At 50.5% G+C, this 19,616-nt stretch carries 19 protein-coding genes and 1 pseudogene; 9 read left to right on the top strand and 11 right to left on the bottom strand.

Annotation, left to right across the window (positions count from 1 at the left end; translation table 11 throughout):
- Positions 1-86 precede the first annotated feature (86 nt).
- Complete coding sequence (locus OH773_RS10360) at positions 87-824, top strand: IclR family transcriptional regulator domain-containing protein (RefSeq protein WP_270145801.1); 738 nt, start codon at positions 87-89, stop codon at positions 822-824.
- On the opposite strand, the gene OH773_RS10355 is transcribed toward OH773_RS10360, so the two are convergent.
- Entirely contained in the window at positions 821-1,357 is a 537-nt protein-coding gene (locus OH773_RS10355) for a GNAT family N-acetyltransferase (RefSeq protein ID WP_270145439.1), read from the bottom strand. The two genes, OH773_RS10360 and OH773_RS10355, sit on opposite strands and share 4 nt — an antisense overlap.
- Before the next feature lie 2 nt (positions 1,358-1,359).
- Entirely contained in the window at positions 1,360-2,772 is a 1,413-nt protein-coding gene (locus tag OH773_RS10350; protein ID WP_270145437.1) for an aminotransferase-like domain-containing protein, read from the bottom strand.
- Positions 2,773-3,006: 234 nt separating this feature from the next.
- Here OH773_RS10350 and OH773_RS10345 point away from each other — a divergent pair, with 234 nt between their 5' ends.
- The 5 genes from OH773_RS10345 (at position 3,007) to OH773_RS10325 (ending at position 8,201) form a co-directional block, all read left to right on the top strand.
- Positions 3,007-4,560, top strand: coding sequence for an MFS transporter (locus tag OH773_RS10345; RefSeq protein ID WP_270145435.1), 1,554 nt, complete (start codon positions 3,007-3,009; stop codon positions 4,558-4,560).
- A 36-nt stretch (positions 4,561-4,596) separates the two neighbouring features.
- Positions 4,597-5,511: a LysR family transcriptional regulator gene (locus tag OH773_RS10340; RefSeq protein ID WP_270145433.1), complete on the top strand. Its 915-nt coding sequence runs from the start codon at positions 4,597-4,599 to the stop codon at positions 5,509-5,511.
- A 154-nt stretch (positions 5,512-5,665) separates the two neighbouring features.
- Positions 5,666-7,066 (top strand): cytochrome ubiquinol oxidase subunit I, encoded by a 1,401-nt coding sequence (locus tag OH773_RS10335; RefSeq protein ID WP_270145431.1) that lies wholly within the window; start codon positions 5,666-5,668, stop codon positions 7,064-7,066.
- The gene (gene cydB / locus OH773_RS10330; protein ID WP_270145429.1) at positions 7,066-8,079 is read left to right on the top strand and encodes a cytochrome d ubiquinol oxidase subunit II; all 1,014 of its coding nucleotides are present in this window, start codon (positions 7,066-7,068) and stop codon (positions 8,077-8,079) included. The genes OH773_RS10335 and cydB overlap by 1 nt, the downstream gene beginning before the upstream one ends.
- Positions 8,079-8,201 carry a DUF2474 domain-containing protein gene (locus OH773_RS10325; protein WP_270145427.1) on the top strand — a complete coding sequence of 41 codons (123 nt, stop codon included), beginning with the start codon at positions 8,079-8,081 and terminating at the stop codon, positions 8,199-8,201. Before cydB ends, OH773_RS10325 begins: the two co-directional genes overlap by 1 nt.
- Positions 8,202-8,204: 3 nt before the next feature.
- Here OH773_RS10325 and OH773_RS10320 read toward each other — a convergent pair whose 3' ends face one another.
- Genes OH773_RS10320 through nfrB form a run of 3 tightly spaced genes read right to left on the bottom strand, consistent with a single transcriptional unit; the run spans position 8,205 to position 14,073 of the window.
- Positions 8,205-9,071, bottom strand: a complete 867-nt coding sequence (locus OH773_RS10320; RefSeq protein ID WP_270145425.1) for a DUF4434 domain-containing protein — start codon at positions 9,069-9,071, stop codon at positions 8,205-8,207.
- On the bottom strand, positions 9,071-11,851 hold the full coding sequence (locus OH773_RS10315; protein ID WP_270145423.1) for an NfrA family protein: 2,781 nt from the start codon (positions 11,849-11,851) through the stop codon (positions 9,071-9,073). The genes OH773_RS10320 and OH773_RS10315 overlap by 1 nt, the downstream gene beginning before the upstream one ends.
- On the bottom strand, positions 11,848-14,073 hold the full coding sequence (gene nfrB, locus OH773_RS10310) for a cyclic di-3',5'-guanylate-activated glycosyltransferase NfrB (RefSeq protein ID WP_270145421.1): 2,226 nt from the start codon (positions 14,071-14,073) through the stop codon (positions 11,848-11,850). Before nfrB ends, OH773_RS10315 begins: the two co-directional genes overlap by 4 nt.
- Positions 14,074-14,401: 328 nt before the next feature.
- Here nfrB and OH773_RS10305 point away from each other — a divergent pair, with 328 nt between their 5' ends.
- Both OH773_RS10305 and OH773_RS10300 read left to right on the top strand, forming a co-directional pair.
- The gene (locus tag OH773_RS10305; RefSeq protein WP_270145419.1) at positions 14,402-14,731 is read left to right on the top strand and encodes an SMR family transporter; all 330 of its coding nucleotides are present in this window, start codon (positions 14,402-14,404) and stop codon (positions 14,729-14,731) included.
- 209 nt (positions 14,732-14,940) lie between these two features.
- The gene (locus OH773_RS10300; RefSeq protein WP_270145417.1) at positions 14,941-15,186 is read left to right on the top strand and encodes a DUF2554 family protein; all 246 of its coding nucleotides are present in this window, start codon (positions 14,941-14,943) and stop codon (positions 15,184-15,186) included.
- Positions 15,187-15,247: 61 nt separating this feature from the next.
- On the opposite strand, the gene OH773_RS10295 is transcribed toward OH773_RS10300, so the two are convergent.
- A complete protein-coding gene (locus tag OH773_RS10295) occupies positions 15,248-15,853 on the bottom strand; it encodes an SDR family oxidoreductase (protein WP_270145414.1) in 606 nt (201 codons plus the stop codon).
- On the opposite strand from OH773_RS10295, the pseudogene OH773_RS10290 reads away from it, so the two are divergent.
- Positions 15,831-16,119, top strand: a pseudogene (locus OH773_RS10290) (winged helix-turn-helix transcriptional regulator). The gene OH773_RS10295 and the pseudogene OH773_RS10290 sit on opposite strands and share 23 nt — an antisense overlap.
- Before the next feature lie 65 nt (positions 16,120-16,184).
- On the opposite strand, the gene OH773_RS10285 reads toward OH773_RS10290, so the two are convergent.
- From OH773_RS10285 to OH773_RS10265, 5 genes are all read right to left on the bottom strand, one after another.
- Positions 16,185-17,303: an S-(hydroxymethyl)glutathione dehydrogenase/class III alcohol dehydrogenase gene (locus tag OH773_RS10285; protein WP_270145412.1), complete on the bottom strand. Its 1,119-nt coding sequence runs from the start codon at positions 17,301-17,303 to the stop codon at positions 16,185-16,187.
- Positions 17,304-17,351: 48 nt separating this feature from the next.
- Entirely contained in the window at positions 17,352-17,627 is a 276-nt protein-coding gene (locus OH773_RS10280; protein ID WP_270145410.1) for a metal/formaldehyde-sensitive transcriptional repressor, read from the bottom strand.
- 148 nt (positions 17,628-17,775) lie between these two features.
- Positions 17,776-18,594, bottom strand: a complete 819-nt coding sequence (locus OH773_RS10275; RefSeq protein ID WP_270145408.1) for a PhzF family phenazine biosynthesis protein — start codon at positions 18,592-18,594, stop codon at positions 17,776-17,778.
- Positions 18,581-19,240 carry a helix-turn-helix transcriptional regulator gene (locus OH773_RS10270; protein WP_270145406.1) on the bottom strand — a complete coding sequence of 220 codons (660 nt, stop codon included), beginning with the start codon at positions 19,238-19,240 and terminating at the stop codon, positions 18,581-18,583. Before OH773_RS10270 ends, OH773_RS10275 begins: the two co-directional genes overlap by 14 nt.
- The gene (locus OH773_RS10265) at positions 19,237-19,518 is read right to left on the bottom strand and encodes a RidA family protein (RefSeq protein ID WP_270145404.1); all 282 of its coding nucleotides are present in this window, start codon (positions 19,516-19,518) and stop codon (positions 19,237-19,239) included. Before OH773_RS10265 ends, OH773_RS10270 begins: the two co-directional genes overlap by 4 nt.
- Positions 19,519-19,616 lie beyond the last annotated feature (98 nt).

Genomic DNA, 19,616 nt, shown 5'->3' with positions numbered 1-19,616 from the left:
TGAAGCAAAATAACCATAATATTCAAGATGATATTTCTGGTGATAATGAAGAGATTCAAGCTGTTGCTAAAAAAGACCCCAATTTTATGCTGTCACTGGCTCGCGGGCTGGAGGTGCTTAATGCCTTCACGCCCCAGCGCCAGAGGCTGACCATCTCACAGCTCAGCCAAAAAACACAGATTTCCCGTGCAGCTGTGCGCCGCTGCCTTTATACGCTTGCGACACTGGGGATGGTTCACAGCCCGGATGGCCGCAGCTATGAATTACTGCCGCGCGTGTTGACTGTAGGGTTTGCTTATCTTGCCGGAACGCCGCTGGCGAAAGCAGCGCAGAGCACACTGGATAATCTCAGCAAAACGCTTAATCACTCGTGTTCTGTCGCCACCCTGGATGGCGACAACGTGCTGTATATCGCCCGCACCGCCGTCGATAATTTAATGAGTATTGATATTGGCCGAGGCAGCCGTCTGCCTGCATGGGCCACGTCAATGGGCCGGGTTTTGTTGAGCGCCTTACCGGAAGAGGAGCTGGAAATTTATCTGGGACGGGCAAAACTGATGCGCTACACCCAACATACGGTTTCAAGCGTTGCGCAGTTACGCGAAGAAATTGCGCTGGCGCGCCGTCAGGGTTATGCGATTAACGATCAACAACTGGAGATTGGTTTGCGGTCTGTTGCGGTGCCCATGTTAGCCCGGGGTGGAAAAGTGGTTGCCGCAATGAATGTCGGCGTACCAGCGGCTGAAGTCAGCGTTGCGGAAATTCGCGCCAGCATTCTGCCACCGCTTCGGCGCGCGGCGGCAGATTTGTCGATGTCACTTTAACGCATCTGATTTTTTGTCACGCGATACAGCACATGCCGGCACAACGGCTGGCCTTTCTTGATGGCGGGATGGTCAAACTCTTCGCAACGACGCATGCCAATTTTTTCCATCACGCGTTGTGACTGCAGGTTTTCCAGCGCGGTAAAGGCGACAATTTCGTCCATTGCGTGTTGGTTGAAACCGATCTCCAGCGCTTTTCGTGCTGCTTCAGGGGCGTAACCTTTGCCCCAAAACGGTTTATCCAGACGCCAGCCAATTTCAATCACCGGAGAAAACGGCAATTCATAACCCGGAATATTCAGGCCAACAAATCCCATAAACGCCCCACTGCTTTTTTCTTCGACTGCCCATAAGCCCCAGCCACGCTCAGCGAGTATGTGGTCAGCCGCCGTCACCATAGTGTCGCTTTCCTCGCGTGTGCGCGTCGCGGGAAAGTAGCGCATGACGTCTGGATCGGCGTTCATTGCGGCAAACGGCTCTCGGTCGCTCTCCTTCCACGGACGTAAAATCAGGCGTTCAGTCTGGTATTCCATGTTCACTCCTTTATTTGTTGTCGAATTAACCGGGCCAACGTAATAACCGCATGTTGTTCCCGTTCTTCTAAAGCCCAGGAGGCATTCAGACGAAAATAGTTATGCCATGCGCCGCCGGTGGTAAACATTTTGCCTGGTGCAATGCTGATTTTGTGGGCAATAGCTTGCTCACTGAGCCTACTGGCATCCATATATTCCGGTAATTCGACCCAGAGAAAATAGCCGCTTTCACTGTGGTGAATCTTTACCTCGCTGGGAAAATGCTGATGCAACGCCTGCCAGGTTTGCTGTTTGCGCTCAGCCAGAACACGCCGAAGTTTACGTAAATGGGTGTCGTAACGCTTGGTCGCCAGATAATCAACCAGAGCCAGTTGCATAGGTGAACTGGTGGACAGAGTGCTCATTAATTGCAACTGCTGGATGCGTCGCGCATGTTTACCTGCTGCCACCCAACCGATGCGAAATCCCGCCACCAGACACTTTGAAAAAGATGAACAGTGCAATGTCATGCCTTGCTCGTCATACGCGCGTGCCGGTAATGGGCGTTCGCGCCCGAAGTACAATTCACTGTAAACATCATCTTCAATCAGCGTGACATTGTGCTGCTGTAATAGCGCAACCAGTTGTTGTTTCTTTTCAGGTGACAGTGTCACGCCGAGAGGATTTTGGCTGTTGGTCATCAACCAGCACGCTTTCACCGGATAGTCGTTAAGCGCCTGCTCCAGAGCGACCAGGTCAATGCCATTTTGTGGATCGGTTGCCACCGACAGCGCCTTTAAGCGTAAGCGTTCCAGTGCCTGTAATGCGCCGTAGAAACAGGGGTTTTCAACAATAACCCAATCTCCGGGTTCAGTGACCGCTTGCAGGCTGAGATTAAGCGCCTCCAGTGCGCCGGCTGTTATCACTATCTCGTCGGGTGACACCTGCATTCCCTGCTGCGCATAACGCCGGGAGATAGCATGTCGCAAGGCTTCGTTACCCGGCGGTAAGTTTTCAATCACGCTCATGGCGGTCGCAGTTTTGCTCACCGTCGCCAGCGAACGGTTCAGTTGCGAGAGCGGAAATAAACGGGGGTCAGGGAATGCCGAGCCGAATGGCACGACCGTTGCGTCACAGCTGGCCTGCAACACATCAAAAATGTAGGTATTGATATCGACTGATTCGTCACGCGTCACTTTTGCAGGGACTGGAGCGCTACGCACGGCGGGCCGGGGAGCGACGTAATAGCCAGATTGCGGCCTCGCAACAATCACGCCCTGACTTTCCAGCGTTTGGTAAGCATGGCTGACGGTCATGAAACTCATGCCGCTCATGGTTACCTGCTCGCGCAATGAGGGTAATTTATCCCCCGGCAGCCACGCGCCAAGGGCAATTTGGTCAATGATTTGCTGCGCAAGTTGTTGGTATTTTTTCATGGTTAGCCGGTGTCATTAGTCTATATCAGATACCTAAAAATACGCGATATTCACCAACTGTTATAGTTAAATAACGCCTTTCTGTTTCTGCTCAAGGTGACACACAGGATTACCCTACTCGTTAAATTTATTATCCTATAAACAGGATTAACTGTCTTATTTTTAGCCATTGTTGTGAATTTACAATGTGATTATGCTTCGACACTGTAGTTATCGCTTGGCCATTCACACAATATGACGACCCAATCCTGGTACATGACTTCTCCCGGTAAACAAAAACTTCTCCTGCTGACGATCTTTCTTCTGACGTTCATTGAGCTGCTTCAGGCGGGTATGGTGGCCTTCGCATCTGGCCCCATTCTGGGCGAGACTGGCACATCACCTCAGGAATACAGCTTCACCATCGCCAGTTATGCTTGCGTTGCTATTATCATGATCTCGAAGCAGCGCTGGATTGTTGAACGAACCGGATGGCGGTTTTACATTGCTGTTTCGCTCTTTATATTTTGCATCGGTTCGGGGGTTTGTTCACAAAGTCTGACCTACTCCAGCTTTCTGGCTGGACGCATTCTGATGGCTATCGGCGGTGCTTCGTTTCTGACTGGGGCAAGGGTTATGGTCAACCTTTTACCTCCGAGCCCCTTACGTTTTTCAGGAGTCAGAGCCTTTGCCACCGGGCTGGGAGCTGGCACCGCACTCGCTCCCTTCCTCGCCTCACTTGCGGTCAGTGACGATACCTGGTCGGGAATTTTTATCATTTTGATTGGCGTTGCAGCGGTGACATTTATCAGCGCCAGCCTATGCTTACCGGACGAAGTCCCCGACAGCGAGCTAAAAAGCCAGTCTCATCCATTTCTTTTAATATCGCTCTCGGCGGGGGCATTTACCGTGCTGTGGGTTTTACAGCAATCTAACTATAATTTTTACAGCAACCTACTGATTCTGTGCATTATTGCCATCACCGGATTGAGTGCGTTGTATTACTTTTTCTCCAGTATGGTGCGTTTTAACGGTGTTCCGTTGTTGATGGTGAAGGAGCTGTTTTCAAACCGCCGTTATATGGTGGGGATTATCCTTTTCTCCTTTTGCTATCTGATGATTGGCCTTAATAACTATCTTATTCCGCAACTTTTACAGGGTGGAATGGGTTATAGCTGGAATTCAATTGGTACCTGGTATTCTGTTGGGCTGTCATCTGCACTGGTGGTATGGTTGGGCATGAGCCTGGTTTTGCCTAAGCGGCCCGGTGCGAAGAAATTTTTTGTGGCGGGATTCTTGTCGCTGGCAATTTATGCAGGATTAATGAGCGAACTGGCACCTGACGCCAGTTTAATCGGTAATATTCTCCCTGCATTGCTGTTTAACGGTGTCTTTATCATGATGGTGATGGCGACGACCGCCATGCAAACTTTCAGAGAAGTTCAGCACAACGAAACCGTGTTTTCTCACGCCAACCAGATTAAAAATATGGCAGCCCAGTTTTCCACAGCATTAGGGATCAGTATTGCGACGGTCGGCATGCAATGGCGGGAGACGCTGCACTTCAGCATACTCAATACGTTTATCACGCCTTACAATCCAGCTTACAGAGAAACACTGGCAAAAGTTAGCCAGGTTTATGCCAACAGTGTTGGCACTTCGCAGGCGAACGATATGGCGTTGGCCTGGATTGCCCAACAGGTCAAACAGCAGGCCATCATCCTTGCCAGTCTCGATTTTTATCACACAATTTTTTGCTGCGGGCTGGTTATAGCCCTGATAATGGGCATCCAGAAAATGATGCGCTAATTAGACTAACCGGGCTTTTTTATCAGGTGGCTGCGAATGGACTTTAACGATCTTTACTATTTTTATCTTATTGCAGAACACAGCGGTTTTACCCGCGCGGAAAAAGTGTCCGGAATAACCAAATCATTATTGAGTCGCCGTGTGGCCCATCTGGAAGATCGCCTTAAAGTCAGGCTTATCCAGCGCAGTACTCGTAGTTTCGCACTGACTGAGGCGGGTAGATTATTGTATGGACATGCTGCGGAAATGGTCAAAGAAGGCAATGCGGCATATGACTCGCTATCCAATCACGTGACTCAGCCCTCTGGCGTCATCCGTATTAGCAGCCCATCAGTGCTGGCGCAGTATCATCTCGCCCCCATTCTCCCAGGTTTTATGTCTGCATTCCCTCTGGTTCAGGTTTATCTTGATGCGACCGACCGCCCTGTACAAGTGATAGAAGAACGCATCGACCTTGCGCTTCGTGCACACCGTTTAATTGATAACGAACCAGGTTTGATTGTACGAACACTGGCAACAAGTCATTTAAAATTGGTTGCCAGCCCGGCATTTATCGCCAGAGAAGGCCTCCCTGAAACACTTGAACAACTGACAAGTATGAGCACTATCAGCTCAGTGATGGACAGAGAAGAAGGCGAGCTAAAATGGGAACTAGAAAACGCACAGCGGCAAGTCGTTACGATTAAACATCGGCCGGTACTGTTTTGCCTCAACCCTCGAGTACAACTTGAAGCGGTCATTCAGGGGATTGGGATTGGACTCATTCCAAAATCCATCTCCAACCAGGCCGTTTCTGAAGGAAAACTGGTACATGTTTTGCCTGAGTGGTCCACGCATAATCACATTATTCATGCCGTATTCCCAAGTAGAAAGCATATGAACCGGGCCGTTCGTGCCTTCCTGGACTATTTAGTGGAACACCTTCCAGAAACGCTGGAGTACAAACTTTAAAGTTAATGTGAAATCCAAATACTGTCATACCGTTTTGGGCAATTTCTGTTGAAGTTCTAAAACTGTTATAGCTTTATGATGGCAGTCTGTTTCTACAACACAGATGTGGCGCGGTTTACAATCGAATCGAATAAATATTTATGCGGAGTACTGCATGTTCGATTTAGACGCTTTTCATCTGGCAAGGATTCAGTTTGCGTTTACTGTCTCCTTCCATATTATTTTCCCCGCCATCACCATTGGGCTGGCCAGTTATCTGGCGGTGCTCGAAGGGTTGTGGCTGAAATCAAAAAATCCGGTATACCGTTCGCTTTATGATTTTTGGTCGAAGATATTCGCCGTTAACTTTGGCATGGGCGTGGTGTCCGGCCTGGTGATGGCCTATCAGTTTGGCACCAACTGGAGCGGGTTTTCGCAGTTCGCGGGCAGTATTACTGGCCCCTTGTTGACGTATGAAGTCCTGACCGCCTTTTTCCTTGAGGCGGGATTCCTGGGCGTGATGCTGTTTGGGTGGAAGCGTGTGGGACCAGGGTTGCATTTCTTTGCTACTTGTATGGTCGCGCTGGGCACATTGATGTCCACCTTCTGGATACTCGCTTCCAATAGCTGGATGCAGACGCCGCAAGGGTTTGAAATCCACAATGGCGTTGTTGTGCCGGTCGACTGGTTTGCGGTGGTGTTTAACCCGTCCTTCCCTTACCGCCTGCTGCATATGACTGTCGCAGCGTTCCTGAGTAGCGCATTTTTTGTGGGCGCGTCTGCGGCCTGGCATTTGCTGCACGGTAACAAGTCTCCTGCGGTCAAAACGATGTTTTCGATGGCGCTCTGGATGGCGTTAATCGTCGCCCCGTTACAGGCGATGATTGGTGACATGCATGGCCTGAATACCCTGAAGCATCAACCCGCGAAAATTGCCGCCATTGAAGGGCACTGGGAAAATGTACCAGGCGAGCCCACGCCGCTGTTGCTGTTTGGCTGGCCAGATATGGAGCAAGAACGCACGCGCTTTGGTCTGGAAATCCCGGCGCTCGGCAGCCTGATCCTCACCCATAGTCTGGATAAACAAGTCCCGGCGCTTAAAGAGTTCCCGAAAGAAGACCGGCCAAATTCCACTATGGTGTTCTGGTCATTCCGCATTATGGCGGGGCTTGGCATGCTGATGATCCTGGCGGGCGTGTTCAGCCTGTGGTTGCGTTATCGCGACCGTTTGTATGACAGCCGCCCGTTCCTGAAATTTATGTTGTGGATGGGTCCGTCCGGACTAATCGCCATTCTTGCCGGTTGGGTGACCACGGAAGTCGGCCGCCAACCTTGGGTGGTGTATGGCTTGCTGCGCACCAAAGATGCGGTTTCAGCGCATGGAAATTTGCAGATGAGCATCAGTCTGTTGACCTTCTTTGTGGTGTACATGTCGGTGTTTGGCGTGGGCTACAGCTATATGATTCGCCAAATCAAAAAAGGACCGCAGCCGTTTAATGACGACACGCCGCCAGCATACGGTACGCCTTCTCGCCCGCTTTCAGCGGTATCAGAAACCACCGAGGAGTTACGCTAATGGGCGTTGATCTGTCAGTCATTTGGTTTGTGATTATTGTCTTTGCCACCCTGATGTACATCGTGATGGACGGTTTTGATCTCGGTATCGGGATTCTGTTTCCGTTTGTGCGTGGAGCAGAAGATCGTGATGTGATGGTCAATAGCGTTGCGCCCGTGTGGGACGGCAACGAAACCTGGTTGGTGTTAGGCGGTGCGGCCTTGTTCGGCGCCTTCCCGCTGGCTTACGCGGTGATTGTCGATGCGTTAACGATTCCACTGACGCTAATGCTGCTTGGGCTTATCTTCCGTGGTGTGGCCTTTGAGTTTCGCTTTAAAGCCACGCCTGCACATCGCCCCTTCTGGGATAAGGCCTTTATTGGCGGCTCAATCGTCGCGACATTTTGCCAGGGCATTGTGGTTGGCGCGGTTATCTCAGGTTTTCCAGTCACTGGGCGCACTTTTAGCGGCTCGCAGCTCGACTGGATAACGCCGTTTAATCTGTTCTGCGGCATCGGTCTGGTAGTCGCCTATGCGCTACTGGGCGCCAGTTGGCTGGTGATGAAAAGCGAAGATCCTCTGCTCAAATCCATGCGTAAACTGATGAAGCCACTGCTGATTGTGATGCTTGTGATCATCGCGGTTATCAGTATCTGGACGCCACTGGCACATCCGCAAATTGCTACACGCTGGTTTAGCCTGCCGAATCTCTGGTTCCTGTTACCGGTGCCGTTGTTGGTGCTGGTGTGCAGCGTCTTGATATGGCTTTCTGTCGGTCACGAAAACAGCTGGCACAGCACGCCATTTTTGCTGACTCTGGGGCTGATTTTCCTCGGCTTTAGCGGGTTGGGCATCAGCATTTGGCCGTATTTGATTCCGCCGTCGATTACGATTTGGCAGGCTGCCGCACCGCCGCAAAGCCAGGGTTTTATGTTGGTCGGCGCGCTGTTTATCATCCCGATTATTTTGGTTTACACCTTCTGGAGTTATTACGTTTTCCGCGGAAAAGTACAGCATGGTGAGGGGTATCACTGATGAAACAGACGGGTATGCGTTTGATGTGGATGGTGGTGTTATGGGGCGGCAGTGTTTTAACACTGACCGCCGTGGGGATGGGATTCCGGCTGCTGATGAATGCCGCCGGATTTAAGTCCTAATATCTAGTGGGCCAACACCCCGTTGGCCGCACTCATATAACGCAGCGAGAAATAGACCCGGTCCTGCCCTTGCGGGACAGGTGTTGCCAGCCATTTTTGCTGATATTCCGCAGGTGCCGAAGTCGCTTTAAACGTTCTGGACTGTTTGTCCTGACGGAACAGTTCGATAACCTTCCCGGCACTGGGCGCTTGCAGATACAACGCCCGCTCAGCGTCCGTCAACATCTGCGTTCCCGCACCATCTTGCACCCAGACTTTTACGCCGCTATGGCTCAATGTCGTGACCCATTTGCGGTAAGAATCCGGCGTCATATTTCCGGCAAAGAAGCTACTGACCGCCACCGGCTTATCCGCAATCGCGGCCAGCGACAATCGCGTTTTCTTCATCCAGTTTTCCGCCAGCTGTTGCATCTGCGGATCGCGCCAGCGACGGTCATCGAGTTCACTGCTGATGTACCAGCCAGAAATCGACGGCTTACCCAGCACCTCTACCCAGCGCTTTGCCACCGCTACGTCATTGGCGCGCAAATGGTTGAGATAGTTTTCCAGTGCCGGTTCAGGCTGTTTTTGCCGCTCAAAAAACTGCCCATCTGCCGCCAGGCCGATAACCAGTTTCAGGCCGCTTGAGACGGTGAGTTGCGCTTTATGCTCAAGCCAGGCACGAGATTCCCCGCCAGTGAAAGCCTCGTTGTAACGGCTCCACTGCAATACCAGAGTATCAATTCCCTGCCCTTTGAGTTGGCTCAACACAGTTTGCCACTGCGCGTCAGTGACCGTGGTATCGCGCAGTTGCGGTTGATACATCACGGCATTCATGGCGTTAGCTGCCGGGGCTGCCAGAAGCAAGGTGGTTAAAAGGATTTTCATCATTACCAGCGTGCTCCTAAAGTCAGGAAGAGGTTATTTTTGGAGTCGGTGTCGCGGTTATGGCCGGAAAGTGCGCGTTGATATTCCAGACCTACGCTGACCTTGTGTGGGAAAGCCGTGTAGTGCGTTTCACCAAACCAGGTATTGAAGCGCACGCCGACGCCACCCAGCGTGTTGTCGCGATAAGGCGTGTCGGTGCTGGCGTTGTATTGCGCATGCCAGTATGGCTCGACCGTCTGGTGGCCATTCACTTTCTGGTGCCAGCTCATGCGGTAATCTGCGGTATACAGCTGATAATCCGCTTTCACGAAATGCGCTGCGTCAAGATAGAGATTTTGCGCCATCCAGCCCTTTCCAGTGGGATGCCAGTCATCGCTGTATTTGCCGCCGTTGAAGAACGACGCGCTAGCACGCAGCATGACATCCGTTTTGCCATCGTGATTTCCGAGGGGAATTTGCTGTTCAGCCGCCAGATAAATAACCTGGTCGCGCAGCGGTTTCCAGCGCACACCCAGGCCAAGCATCGGCTCATAGACCGGCATAAAATTATGCTCGCCGTCACTTTCGCTACCGGCAAAAATTCGGCTGTAAACGGAAAGCTGATCGCCGTCGATAAGTTGGTTTTTACCGATACGGTACTCCGCTTCAAATTGTTCATAACTACGATAACTTTTTCCCTGCTGGGCGCTGCTACTGCTGCCACCGCTATTCATGGAATTCGGCGTCAAACCGAAAGAACCATCGTAAGTAAAGGTCCAACGACGATCGCTGTCCTCATGAATGCGGCGGAACTCAAAGCGGTCTTCTTTCTGTTTATCGCTCAGCTGTTGCTGCGGCGTGAGGGTATTATCAATGTCATCCACCACCCGCTCGCTGTACTCGCGGGTTTTCGGTTTATCATCCAGCCTCTCGTTGAGATAGACCAGTTGGCGCAGGATTTCCGGCGAGTCCGGATAAGTCACGCGAGCTTTTTCCAGCGCGTCACGGGCTTCAGAATGTTTACCTTGCGCTAACAACGCAAAGCCACGTGCAGCGTCATCTTGTGTCGGCGCTGAGTCGAATTTAAGCTCCGCCATCCCACGATGCCAGGCCACATCCTGCCAGTAATCAAATGCCTTATCGTTCCCTGAGAGTTTGGCGGCGCGTGCTGCCGCCAGCACATCATTATCCACTAAGGTCGCAGTCGGTATACGTGACCAATTGGCTTGTGCTAACTGATAATCTTCCGCGGCATACGCCAGGTAAGCCACTTGTCGTTGATAAAATGGTGATGGGTCACGCGCCAGCGCTTGTTGCGCAGCATATAAGGCAAGACCTGGCTGGGATGGGTAGCATTGCGCCAGATGAGACCAGCTTTGCGCGTCATACTCGGCCGACATATCGCCCAACAAATTTCGGACGATGGCGCAGTTTTCTTGCCCCTGGAACAGCCGCGCCTGAGCCATGCGCTGTGTGGCCGTGGGTAACGGTTTTTCCAGTCGCATTCGGCTCTCGGCAGACAACCCGTCAGGATGAAGCGCAAGCTGGGTGTACAAACGCGTCGATAGCGAATTCTGCAACCTGCCCGCCCGCGCAAATGGCCAGTAGCGAAGTAGCAATTCAGCGGCCATTTTCCCCTGATCCATGACGACCAACTGGTAGCTGATATTTTCCAGCTCCTGCGAAGATAAATCGCGCGTCTGGCTGATAAGACGGATCACCTGCAAGCTGGTTTGCGTGTCGTTGCGTGCCAGACTCAACGCCAGGCGCTGATCAAGCCCCTGATCGCCTGGGATTTTACTTAACAGTGCATTTGCCCCCTGCCAGTCGCCTTTTTGGATACGGATAGGGACTAATGTTGATAACACATACTGTTGGTTTTCTGGATATTTGACCGTCCAGTTAGCCACCATTTTGCCGGGTTCTTTGCAGTAAGTTGCCAGTAAACGCAACCAGTTCCGCTCCTCAGTAGGATGGTTAAATGCCGGTTTACGGCTGGTGAGATAATGACGCAGTGGCATGAGCGCGTTACGTTCAGCCAAGGACTGAGCATAGGCAAGTTGCATACCCGGGCTATTCATCACGCCCTGACTTTGTAAATCCAATATTCGCTGGTCACGCTGCATATGTAACAAGATGGCAAACCATTGCTGGTATTGCGCCTCGCTCAATGTGGCATCACTGTCTAACAGTGCGTAACCCTGGTCTGCTGCTGTCCACTGCTGCCTGAAAATCGCACGTTGTATGTAGTTATTGGTCAGTTGTTGAGCAGCAGCGGTATGACGAAATGTCGGGTCAGAAAGCTGTGCGCGAGCGATGCTTAACTGATTGAACTTGATAGCGTAGTTACCGACTTTACTCCGGCAATCAACGGTGGGCTCTGCGTCGCACTGTTTTTGCAGCGCCAGCAGTTCTTCGAGACTATTAACCTGTGGCTCGGGAACGGGGATCGCCGCCAGCGCTCGCTGTAACTCGGGGTTTTGCGGTTTCTTCTTGAGTTCATCTTTCAGAAACGTCTGCGCTTTCTTATCGTGACCAAAATAGCGATAAGCTTCTGCCAGCCACAATGTCAGGCGCACACTTTCAGGTGCCATTTCATGCGCATGTTCAAAGCTGCTCAAGGCCCGTTTTTCATCATTGGCTTTCATGGCCTGATGCGCACGCTCGATATGCGGATACACCTTGAAGTAGCGGTAATCGTTTAAGCCCAGATCTTGTTTTGATCCTTCTTGCGCGGCGAATGCGGGGGCCATGATCAGTGCACCACAAATCAACACAGCCAGGGGATTGAGGCGGATATTCATATTGCCTCCCCAGCCAGGCGAGCCTGTTGTAATTGATTGATTCCGGCTTTCAGCAGCAACTTGCTCAGGGAGGGTTGCAGTTTCCTCTGCTGTTCCAGCGCATGATCCACCACGTTCTGGCTGACCACACCTTCTTGCACCAGGTATTCGCCAAACATCAAATCGCTGCGCTCGTAGCGTAATAGCACCGCGCGCAAAACGGCTTCATTGAGATGGGATTCTGTGGTCAACACGTCCGCAAACAGCAGTTGCCCGGAGACATATTTATCCCAAATTTCTGCCGCTTGTGACTCGGTGAGAAGATCTTCACTTACCGCACTTTCCAGTAGTTGTTTTTCTTTCAACAACGCTTCCTGTCCGTACCAATAGCGCAGTCCAATCACAACCTGACCGCGTGGCACCACAACGTATTTGACCGGACGACCCACTTTGCGACTCAGCGCCGAGAGAGAAACCGGATCGAGGGTGTTTTCACAGGCCAGAATTAGGTTCTCGCCTTCGATACGCAATGGCAGTACCGCATGATGTTGTGCCACTTTTGCCGGGATGCTGTTGATCAGTTGCGGATCGAGTGTGAGGGAGTCAATAGATTCCATCGGGACTTCAGCCTGTTTTGCCAGCGCGACCGCAAGCTGAACTGCCGTGATGTAACCCAGTTGTACCAGGTTGCCGCCCAATTTCAGGCCAGGAATACGGTTTTGCAGAGCATCTTCAAGCTGTTGCTGGGTAATCACACCAGAATCCACCAGGATATAACCCAACGGCTGAGTGGAACGCTGCTCGCTGACGGTTGGGAAATCGTGCGTAGTTTTATCCCATGCAACGCGACGCGGATCGCCGTGCTGAATAACCTGCTTAATGGCACGCCAGTTAGCCATAAAGTTAATCAGGTTTCCCCAGAACAGGCGTGGGATGACCAGCAAACCTTGCCTGATTCCGTAATAGCCGGTGACGAAAATCATGCGTTGAATAATGCGATTGGTCATCAGTCCGAAGTTAATCCACAGCAGCGTGGTGAGCCAGGTTCCCCCCACGAAGATAGACAAGAATTGCCATGCCCCATCAACGCAGCGCTGATAAATCATGATGGCAACCAGTTGCATCATCACCAGCATCGCGGCAAAACTTAAAAAGTTGGCGATTGCCCCTTTGCGGTCTCGCCATAGGAAATAATTCAGTACTGGATTTGAACTCCAGCGGTGTGTTTTAAATCCCTGGAAGACAATGCCGATTATCCAGCGCGACTTTTGTCGTACCGCTGTTGCAAAGGTGTCGGGGAAATATTCACGTACGCAGATAACGTTGGCGGTACGCGCTCGCTGGCCAAACGGTTTTCGGGTGGTGTCGTTTGGGTCCATCACCGGGAAACGGCAGAAAATTTCTTCCATGCCCTTTTGGCGTAAACGGAAACCGATGTCGTAGTCTTCCGTCAAACTCTGTACATCAAACGCAATGCCATCACCATCGGCCAACAGCGCTAACACCGCGCGACGGCTAAAACAGGTGCCCACACCTGCGCTAGGAACCTGCCCCGCTAACGCTTCGCGTACCGGAACATCCTTACCGTGCAGTTCGGAAAATTCATCCAGGTAGCTGAGGCTGGTGAAGTGAGTCCATTTACGTTCAAACGGATATACCGGGATCTGAATGAGATCCTTTCGGTCGACCAGATAATTAAACAGGCGTAATTCGAGTGGAGAAATCACATCTTCCGCATCGTGCAGAATAAAGCCGGAGAAATTAAAACGGGCGCTGCGTTCAAACTGCAAAATAGCGTCGAGAATGTTATTCAGGCAATCCGCTTTGCTGGTGGGGCCAGGACGTGCGCACACCACTTTATGGACATTCGGAAAGCGTGCACAAACGTCGTCGACATCGCGTTGTGTATCTGGATCATTGGGATAGGTGCCGACGAAAATATGATAATTCTCGTAGTCCAGTGAACTGGCGGCAAGTCTCGCCATGTTACCGATAACGCCAGTTTCATTCCATGCGGGAACCATAATCGCCAGGGCCTTTTCTTGCGGCTCATACAGGGCTTTATAGTCCAGATAATCGTTATTACGGTAGACGGTCACTGAACGCCATGCACGGCGAATCCAGTAGACAATATCAATAAATAAGTCATCAATTCCGCTAATTAGCATCAATATCGCCAGAGTAATAGCGATGACTTTCAATCCGTAAAGATACGTTGAAAAGTAATCAACAAACCAGTCCATTCTAAATCCCCAAAGGCCATGTAAAACCCACTGAACTCTTCCATACGAGGCCTGACGGGTAAGCAATAAGGTTCCGCATGTTACCGGTATCATAAAACAAACAGGTAAACACGGAAAGTGTATTAATCTATTAAAGGCAACTCTTTAAATCATTAAAATTATATCACGAGGGAGTTGACTAGAATTTTTCACTGACTTTTCTAATTGTTACAGCAGATTAAGCAAGTTAATGAAAATGAGAATTTTTAATATTGAGGATGCCAATTTCTTGCCTGAAATGGCTTTGAACTTTACATTGTCGAGCTGAATATCTGTGGGAGAAACGGACATGACTTATATGTGGCTTATTGTGGCCATTATTGCCGAGGTGATCGCAACCACCTCACTTAAACTCTCGGAAGGTTTTAGCCGTTTATGGCCGAGTGTTATCACCATTCTGTTTTATGGGGTGGCGTTTTATTGTTTATCCATCACCATGCGCACTATCTCTACCGGGATTATTTATGCGATTTGGTCAGGTGCCGGGATCGTGTTGATTGGAGCGGTGGGCTGGATATTCCTGGGGCAAAAACTCGACTGGCCTGCGATTGCAGGTATGGCACTGATCATTTTGGGCGTGTTAGTCATTAACCTGTTTTCAAAATCAGTCGCCCACTAATCCTTACATTGAATCTCCATGCTGCCGCTTTTTTGTACACAAAAGGGTGGCAGCATGGCATGCCTTTCATCAACAAATCTTAAACCAAAAGTTAACAAACAACCCTTTTACATTGTTGACAAAAATTTTACTTTTTTTCTAAAAGTTGAATAGTAACTGAACGAAATTATCTATACAGTGTGCCCGTCACGTAAACGAGGTTGATGATTATGGTTAAACAATTGCGGTCAAAACTGGCGATGATTTTGTTACTGGTCGGTGCGGCGCTGTTCTCTGGCCAAACGACTGCTCAAACACACGGTCACCTGTATTTGGTCGTCAAAAGTGCTGACATGTTGCTACGCCACCAGGCCGATAGTGATGAAATACGTCAGGCAGCCGAAGATTCTGCCGCCGATTTTCGTGAACAACATTACCACGTAAAAGAACGCCGTCCGGGCACTTATCAACTGTAGCGATTCTTAACTCAGTCCGATTTACGCGATGATGTCATCCCTTAAATCGAACTGAGTTCGGTTAAATATTTTTTACACCCCCATCCATTAGCAGCTCACTACCCACCATAAAAGCAGACTCATCAGACGCGAGAAACACGGCAGCTTTGGCCAGCTCAAGCGTACTGCCCAGGCGACCTACAGGCACCAGGGCACGGATTTCGTCACGCAGCGGTTGGTCAGACGCCCCATTGCCCAATTTGCTGAGTGCTGGAGTTTCTGTGGGGCCAGGGTTTAATCCATTAACCCGAATACCTTTTGCCTTTAACTCACCTGAAAGTGTGCGAGCCAGAGACAAGATTGCTGCTTTACTGGCGGCATACGCGCTGCTTTGCGGCAAGCCGATATGCGCACTGACCGAGCCACAGACAATCAACGAAGACGGGTTAGACAGCATCGGAAGTAGAGACTGGATCAAGAAGAAAGGGCCTTTGAGATTAGTATTCATCAGCCTGTCGTAACTGCTTTCATCCCATTCCTCCAGCAAGCGATGCGTGACATCACCGGCGTTCACATACAACACATCCAGCCGTGGCCACAACTGCGCCAGTTGCTCGCTAAGTGCTCGCTGTTGGTGGATACCCGTCGCCAGCGAAAGCTGCCCGATGGTCAGTTTTGTGAATCTCATTTCCGGGAAATGGGCCATCCCCATTCTTTATCGACCAGCCGGTGCGCTTTAGTGACTTGCAGCGCGCAGTGCATCCCATCACACAAAAAGAGCTAACACGGCAATTAAGGCAATTTGAATCAAGAATGCTGGTGACACGAGAAGTGTTTGCGGAGGTCCCGCCGAGAGTTGAATATCAGATAACCGAGTTAGGAAAGTCACTGCGCCCGACACTGGACTCACTCGCGCAATGGATGAGAGAAAATGGCGAGCATCTGGAAGCATGATTTTGGGGACATAAAAACCTCGCCGATTCACTCTGTAGAGCAATCAGCGAGGGTCAGTTTAGCGGTTATTTATCGCCAAAATGGATAACGGTGCGAATCGATTTCCCTTCATGCATTAAATCGAACGCTTCGTTAATTTGTTCAAGCGGCATCCGGTGCGTGATAAAAGGATCAAGATTGATTTTGCCCGCCATCGCGTCCTCGACCATACCCGGTAATTGGGTGCGCCCTTTTACACCACCAAATGCTGAACCACGCCATACTCGACCGGTGACGAGTTGGAACGGACGCGTTTTGATTTCCTGGCCTGCGCCCGCAACACCGATGATGACGCTCTCACCCCAGCCTTTATGACAGCATTCCAGTGCTGAACGCATCACATTGACGTTACCGATACATTCAAAGCTGAAGTCCACACCGCCATCAGTCATCTCAACGATTACGTCCTGAATCGGCTTTTCGTGATCTTTAGGGTTGATACAGTCTGTAGCCCCCATTTCAGTAGCCAGTTTGAATTTTTCTGGGTTGGTGTCGATGGCCAGAATACGCCCAGCTTTTGCCTGTACCGCCCCCTGAATCACCGCCAGCCCAATTCCACCCAGGCCAAATACGGCAACGGTATCACCCTCTTTCACTTTCGCCGTGTTGTGAACCGCACCAATCCCGGTGGTGACACCGCATCCCAGCAGACAAACTTTGTCTAATGGGGCTTGTTCATTCACTTTCGCCAGTGAAATCTCTGCAACCACTGTGTATTCGCTGAAAGTACTGGTACCCATGTAGTGGTAAATCGGTTCGCCATTGTAAGAGAAACGCGTGGTGCCATCTGGCATCAAGCCTTTGCCCTGGGTCGCGCGTACCGCCTGACAGAGGTTGGTCTTACCCGATTTACAGAATTTACACTCGCGACATTCAGCGGTGTACAAAGGAATAACGTGATCGCCCGGTTTCAGGCTGGTCACACCCTCACCCACTTCCACGACAATTCCGCCGCCTTCATGCCCCAGAACCGCAGGGAAAACACCTTCCGGATCATCACCCGATAAAGTGAATGCATCGGTGTGGCATACACCGGTATGAGTAATCTTGACCAGCACTTCCCCTTTTTGTGGCGGTGCGACATCAATTTCAACGATTTCCAGAGGCTTTCCCGGACCGAATGCAACAGCAGCACGTGATTTCATATTCTTCTTCCGTCGTCAGGTGAGTGTGAATTTTATTTTAGATGTAGATTATTTTAGATAAGAGCGGAGTAATTGGCTGACTTCTGCCATGCGCACAGTACGCTGATCCTCGGATGTCTCCCCCGCGACCAGTTCGTCTTTCAGATGGATTTCCAACATTTCACCCATCAGGCCATTGGCCGCGCCGCGCACGGCTGCGATTTGCTGCAAAATAGCGATACAAGGATCCCCATTTTCCAGCGCGCGCTCTATCGCTTCCGTTTGCCCGCGTATTCGCCGCACGCGAGTCAGAATCCGTTTTTTGTCTTCAGGTGAATGTGGCATAGCGCCCCCTATATACTATAGGGGGGTATTGTATTTTAATTTTTAACTCATTGGAAATTTTATATTTTTCATTACTATCAGTAAGATAGGATGCAGAAGTGTAGAAGTCACTGAAAGGGAGTGGTTCATTTAGAAGGAGAAATGACAATCAAAGGTAAAACCGCCCTTCGATGGTCATCCTGGCAGAACCGTAAAGCTCTACGCGATCATCATCACGCAACACACAGCGCAGCTCCCCTTTACGTGCTCCCCCTTGCTGAGCGCAAAATTCGGTTTTATTGAGCAGCGTTGACCACAAGGGCACAAGCCAGGTATGCGCTGATCCGGTAACGGGATCCTCATTGACACCCACCTGTGGCCCAAACCAGCGAGAGATGAAATCAAAGGGCCCATCATTGGTTCCCTCTGCAGTACAGACCACACCACGTGCCTTGATTTGCACCAGCTTATTCATATCCGGCTCCATCGTATCAATGATGGCCTTATCCCGGAGCAGGACAATAATATCTGGAGCTTTCCAGACCCCGATAATGTCCTTTTCACTGATGCCAAGTGATTCAGTTAGGTTCGGTGTTATAGCGATTGGTTCAGGCCAGGTCACCGGGAAGTCCATACAATATTCCTCACCGTGCCTGCTAACCGTCAGCACGCCGCTACGGGTGTGGAAGCGCGCCAATTCACCTGTGTAACCCAGTTTGTTATACAGAACCCATGCTGTCGCCAGTGTGGCATGACCACACAGATCAACTTCACAGCCAGGCGTAAACCAACGCAAGTGATAGCCATCCTCTTCCGGGACGAAAAAAGCGGTTTCAGAGATATTATTTTCAATGGCGATCGCTTGCAGCGTCTCATCACTGAGCCATTCAGTGAGAGGACAAACACCGGCAGGATTGCCACCAAACGGCTGGGATGTGAAGGCATCAACCTGATAAAAAGGGATGCTATTTGCATTATGATTTTGCATTCAGTTTTTCCAGATAATTATAAATAGTAAACCGCGTCACCCCGAGCATCTTCGCAAGGTGGTTAACACTTCCTTTGATTTTGAAAAATCCCATCGCATGAACTTCGGAGACCACTCTCATCCTGTATTCTTTCTGACTTTCAGAACCAGTCATCCGAAAACGCGAAAGGAACTCATCAAGAGACTCTTCAGGAACGCCTGTAAGCGTGTTTTCCTGTTCGGCAGAGTCCAGCGGCGAAGGAACCAAATACTCAAGATCACGCATCAGACGAGTGACAACATCAGTATCGACGTTAATACAAAAGGCAACCAAAGGCGTCCCATCTGAGTTGTAATACAGTGTGGAGGCGCTATTTAAGACCTTCCCACCAGCAGTCGTCGTGGTATATCCGTTGAAAACCTTGCTTGATGTCTGCTTTGGCACGTCAAACAATCCCAGGAATCCTTTATCATCCTCGGGCCCTTTAAGAAGAGCATCTCCAATTTTTCGCCCACTGACATGCCCATTAATAATGTTTACCACTGACGCTTCTGGTTGAGTAAGGTCATGCAGTACAGCTTCAGTATTTAAAGGAAGTGTGGTTCTCAGTGCTTCCAGTGCAGCCGACAGGACGTTAATCAGGGCTTCTCGCTCGTATGTCATCATTTATTCCCTGGGTTTACTGCCTGAATCTCAATTTCGACATCCATACCAAAAGCCAGAGTACTGCTGGTCACTGTCCTTGATGGGTAGACTTCGTGAAAGAAACTGCCGTATGCCCGATTAAATTCTGCAAAATGCTTCATGTCACTTAACCAGACCTGCACCCGAACAACATCATTCAGGCTCGCCCTTGCGCGATTCAGCGTCTTCGTTACACCGTGCATGATATTTAAAGTCTGCTCCGTAACGGTACCGTAGACGGGCTCTCCTTCGGCTGTCATTGACACCTGCCCCGACAAAAACAGAAATCCCTGCGATGCAACCATGTCAGAGAAAGGGAATGGTTTCGTTGTTGGGTAACGTGTTATCAGCATCATCT

Source organism: Buttiauxella sp. WJP83, from assembly GCF_027594725.1.
GTDB lineage: Bacteria > Pseudomonadota > Gammaproteobacteria > Enterobacterales > Enterobacteriaceae > Buttiauxella > Buttiauxella selenatireducens.
Note: the sequence above shows the minus strand (reverse complement) of the source record. Positions and strands in the feature narration are given on the sequence as shown.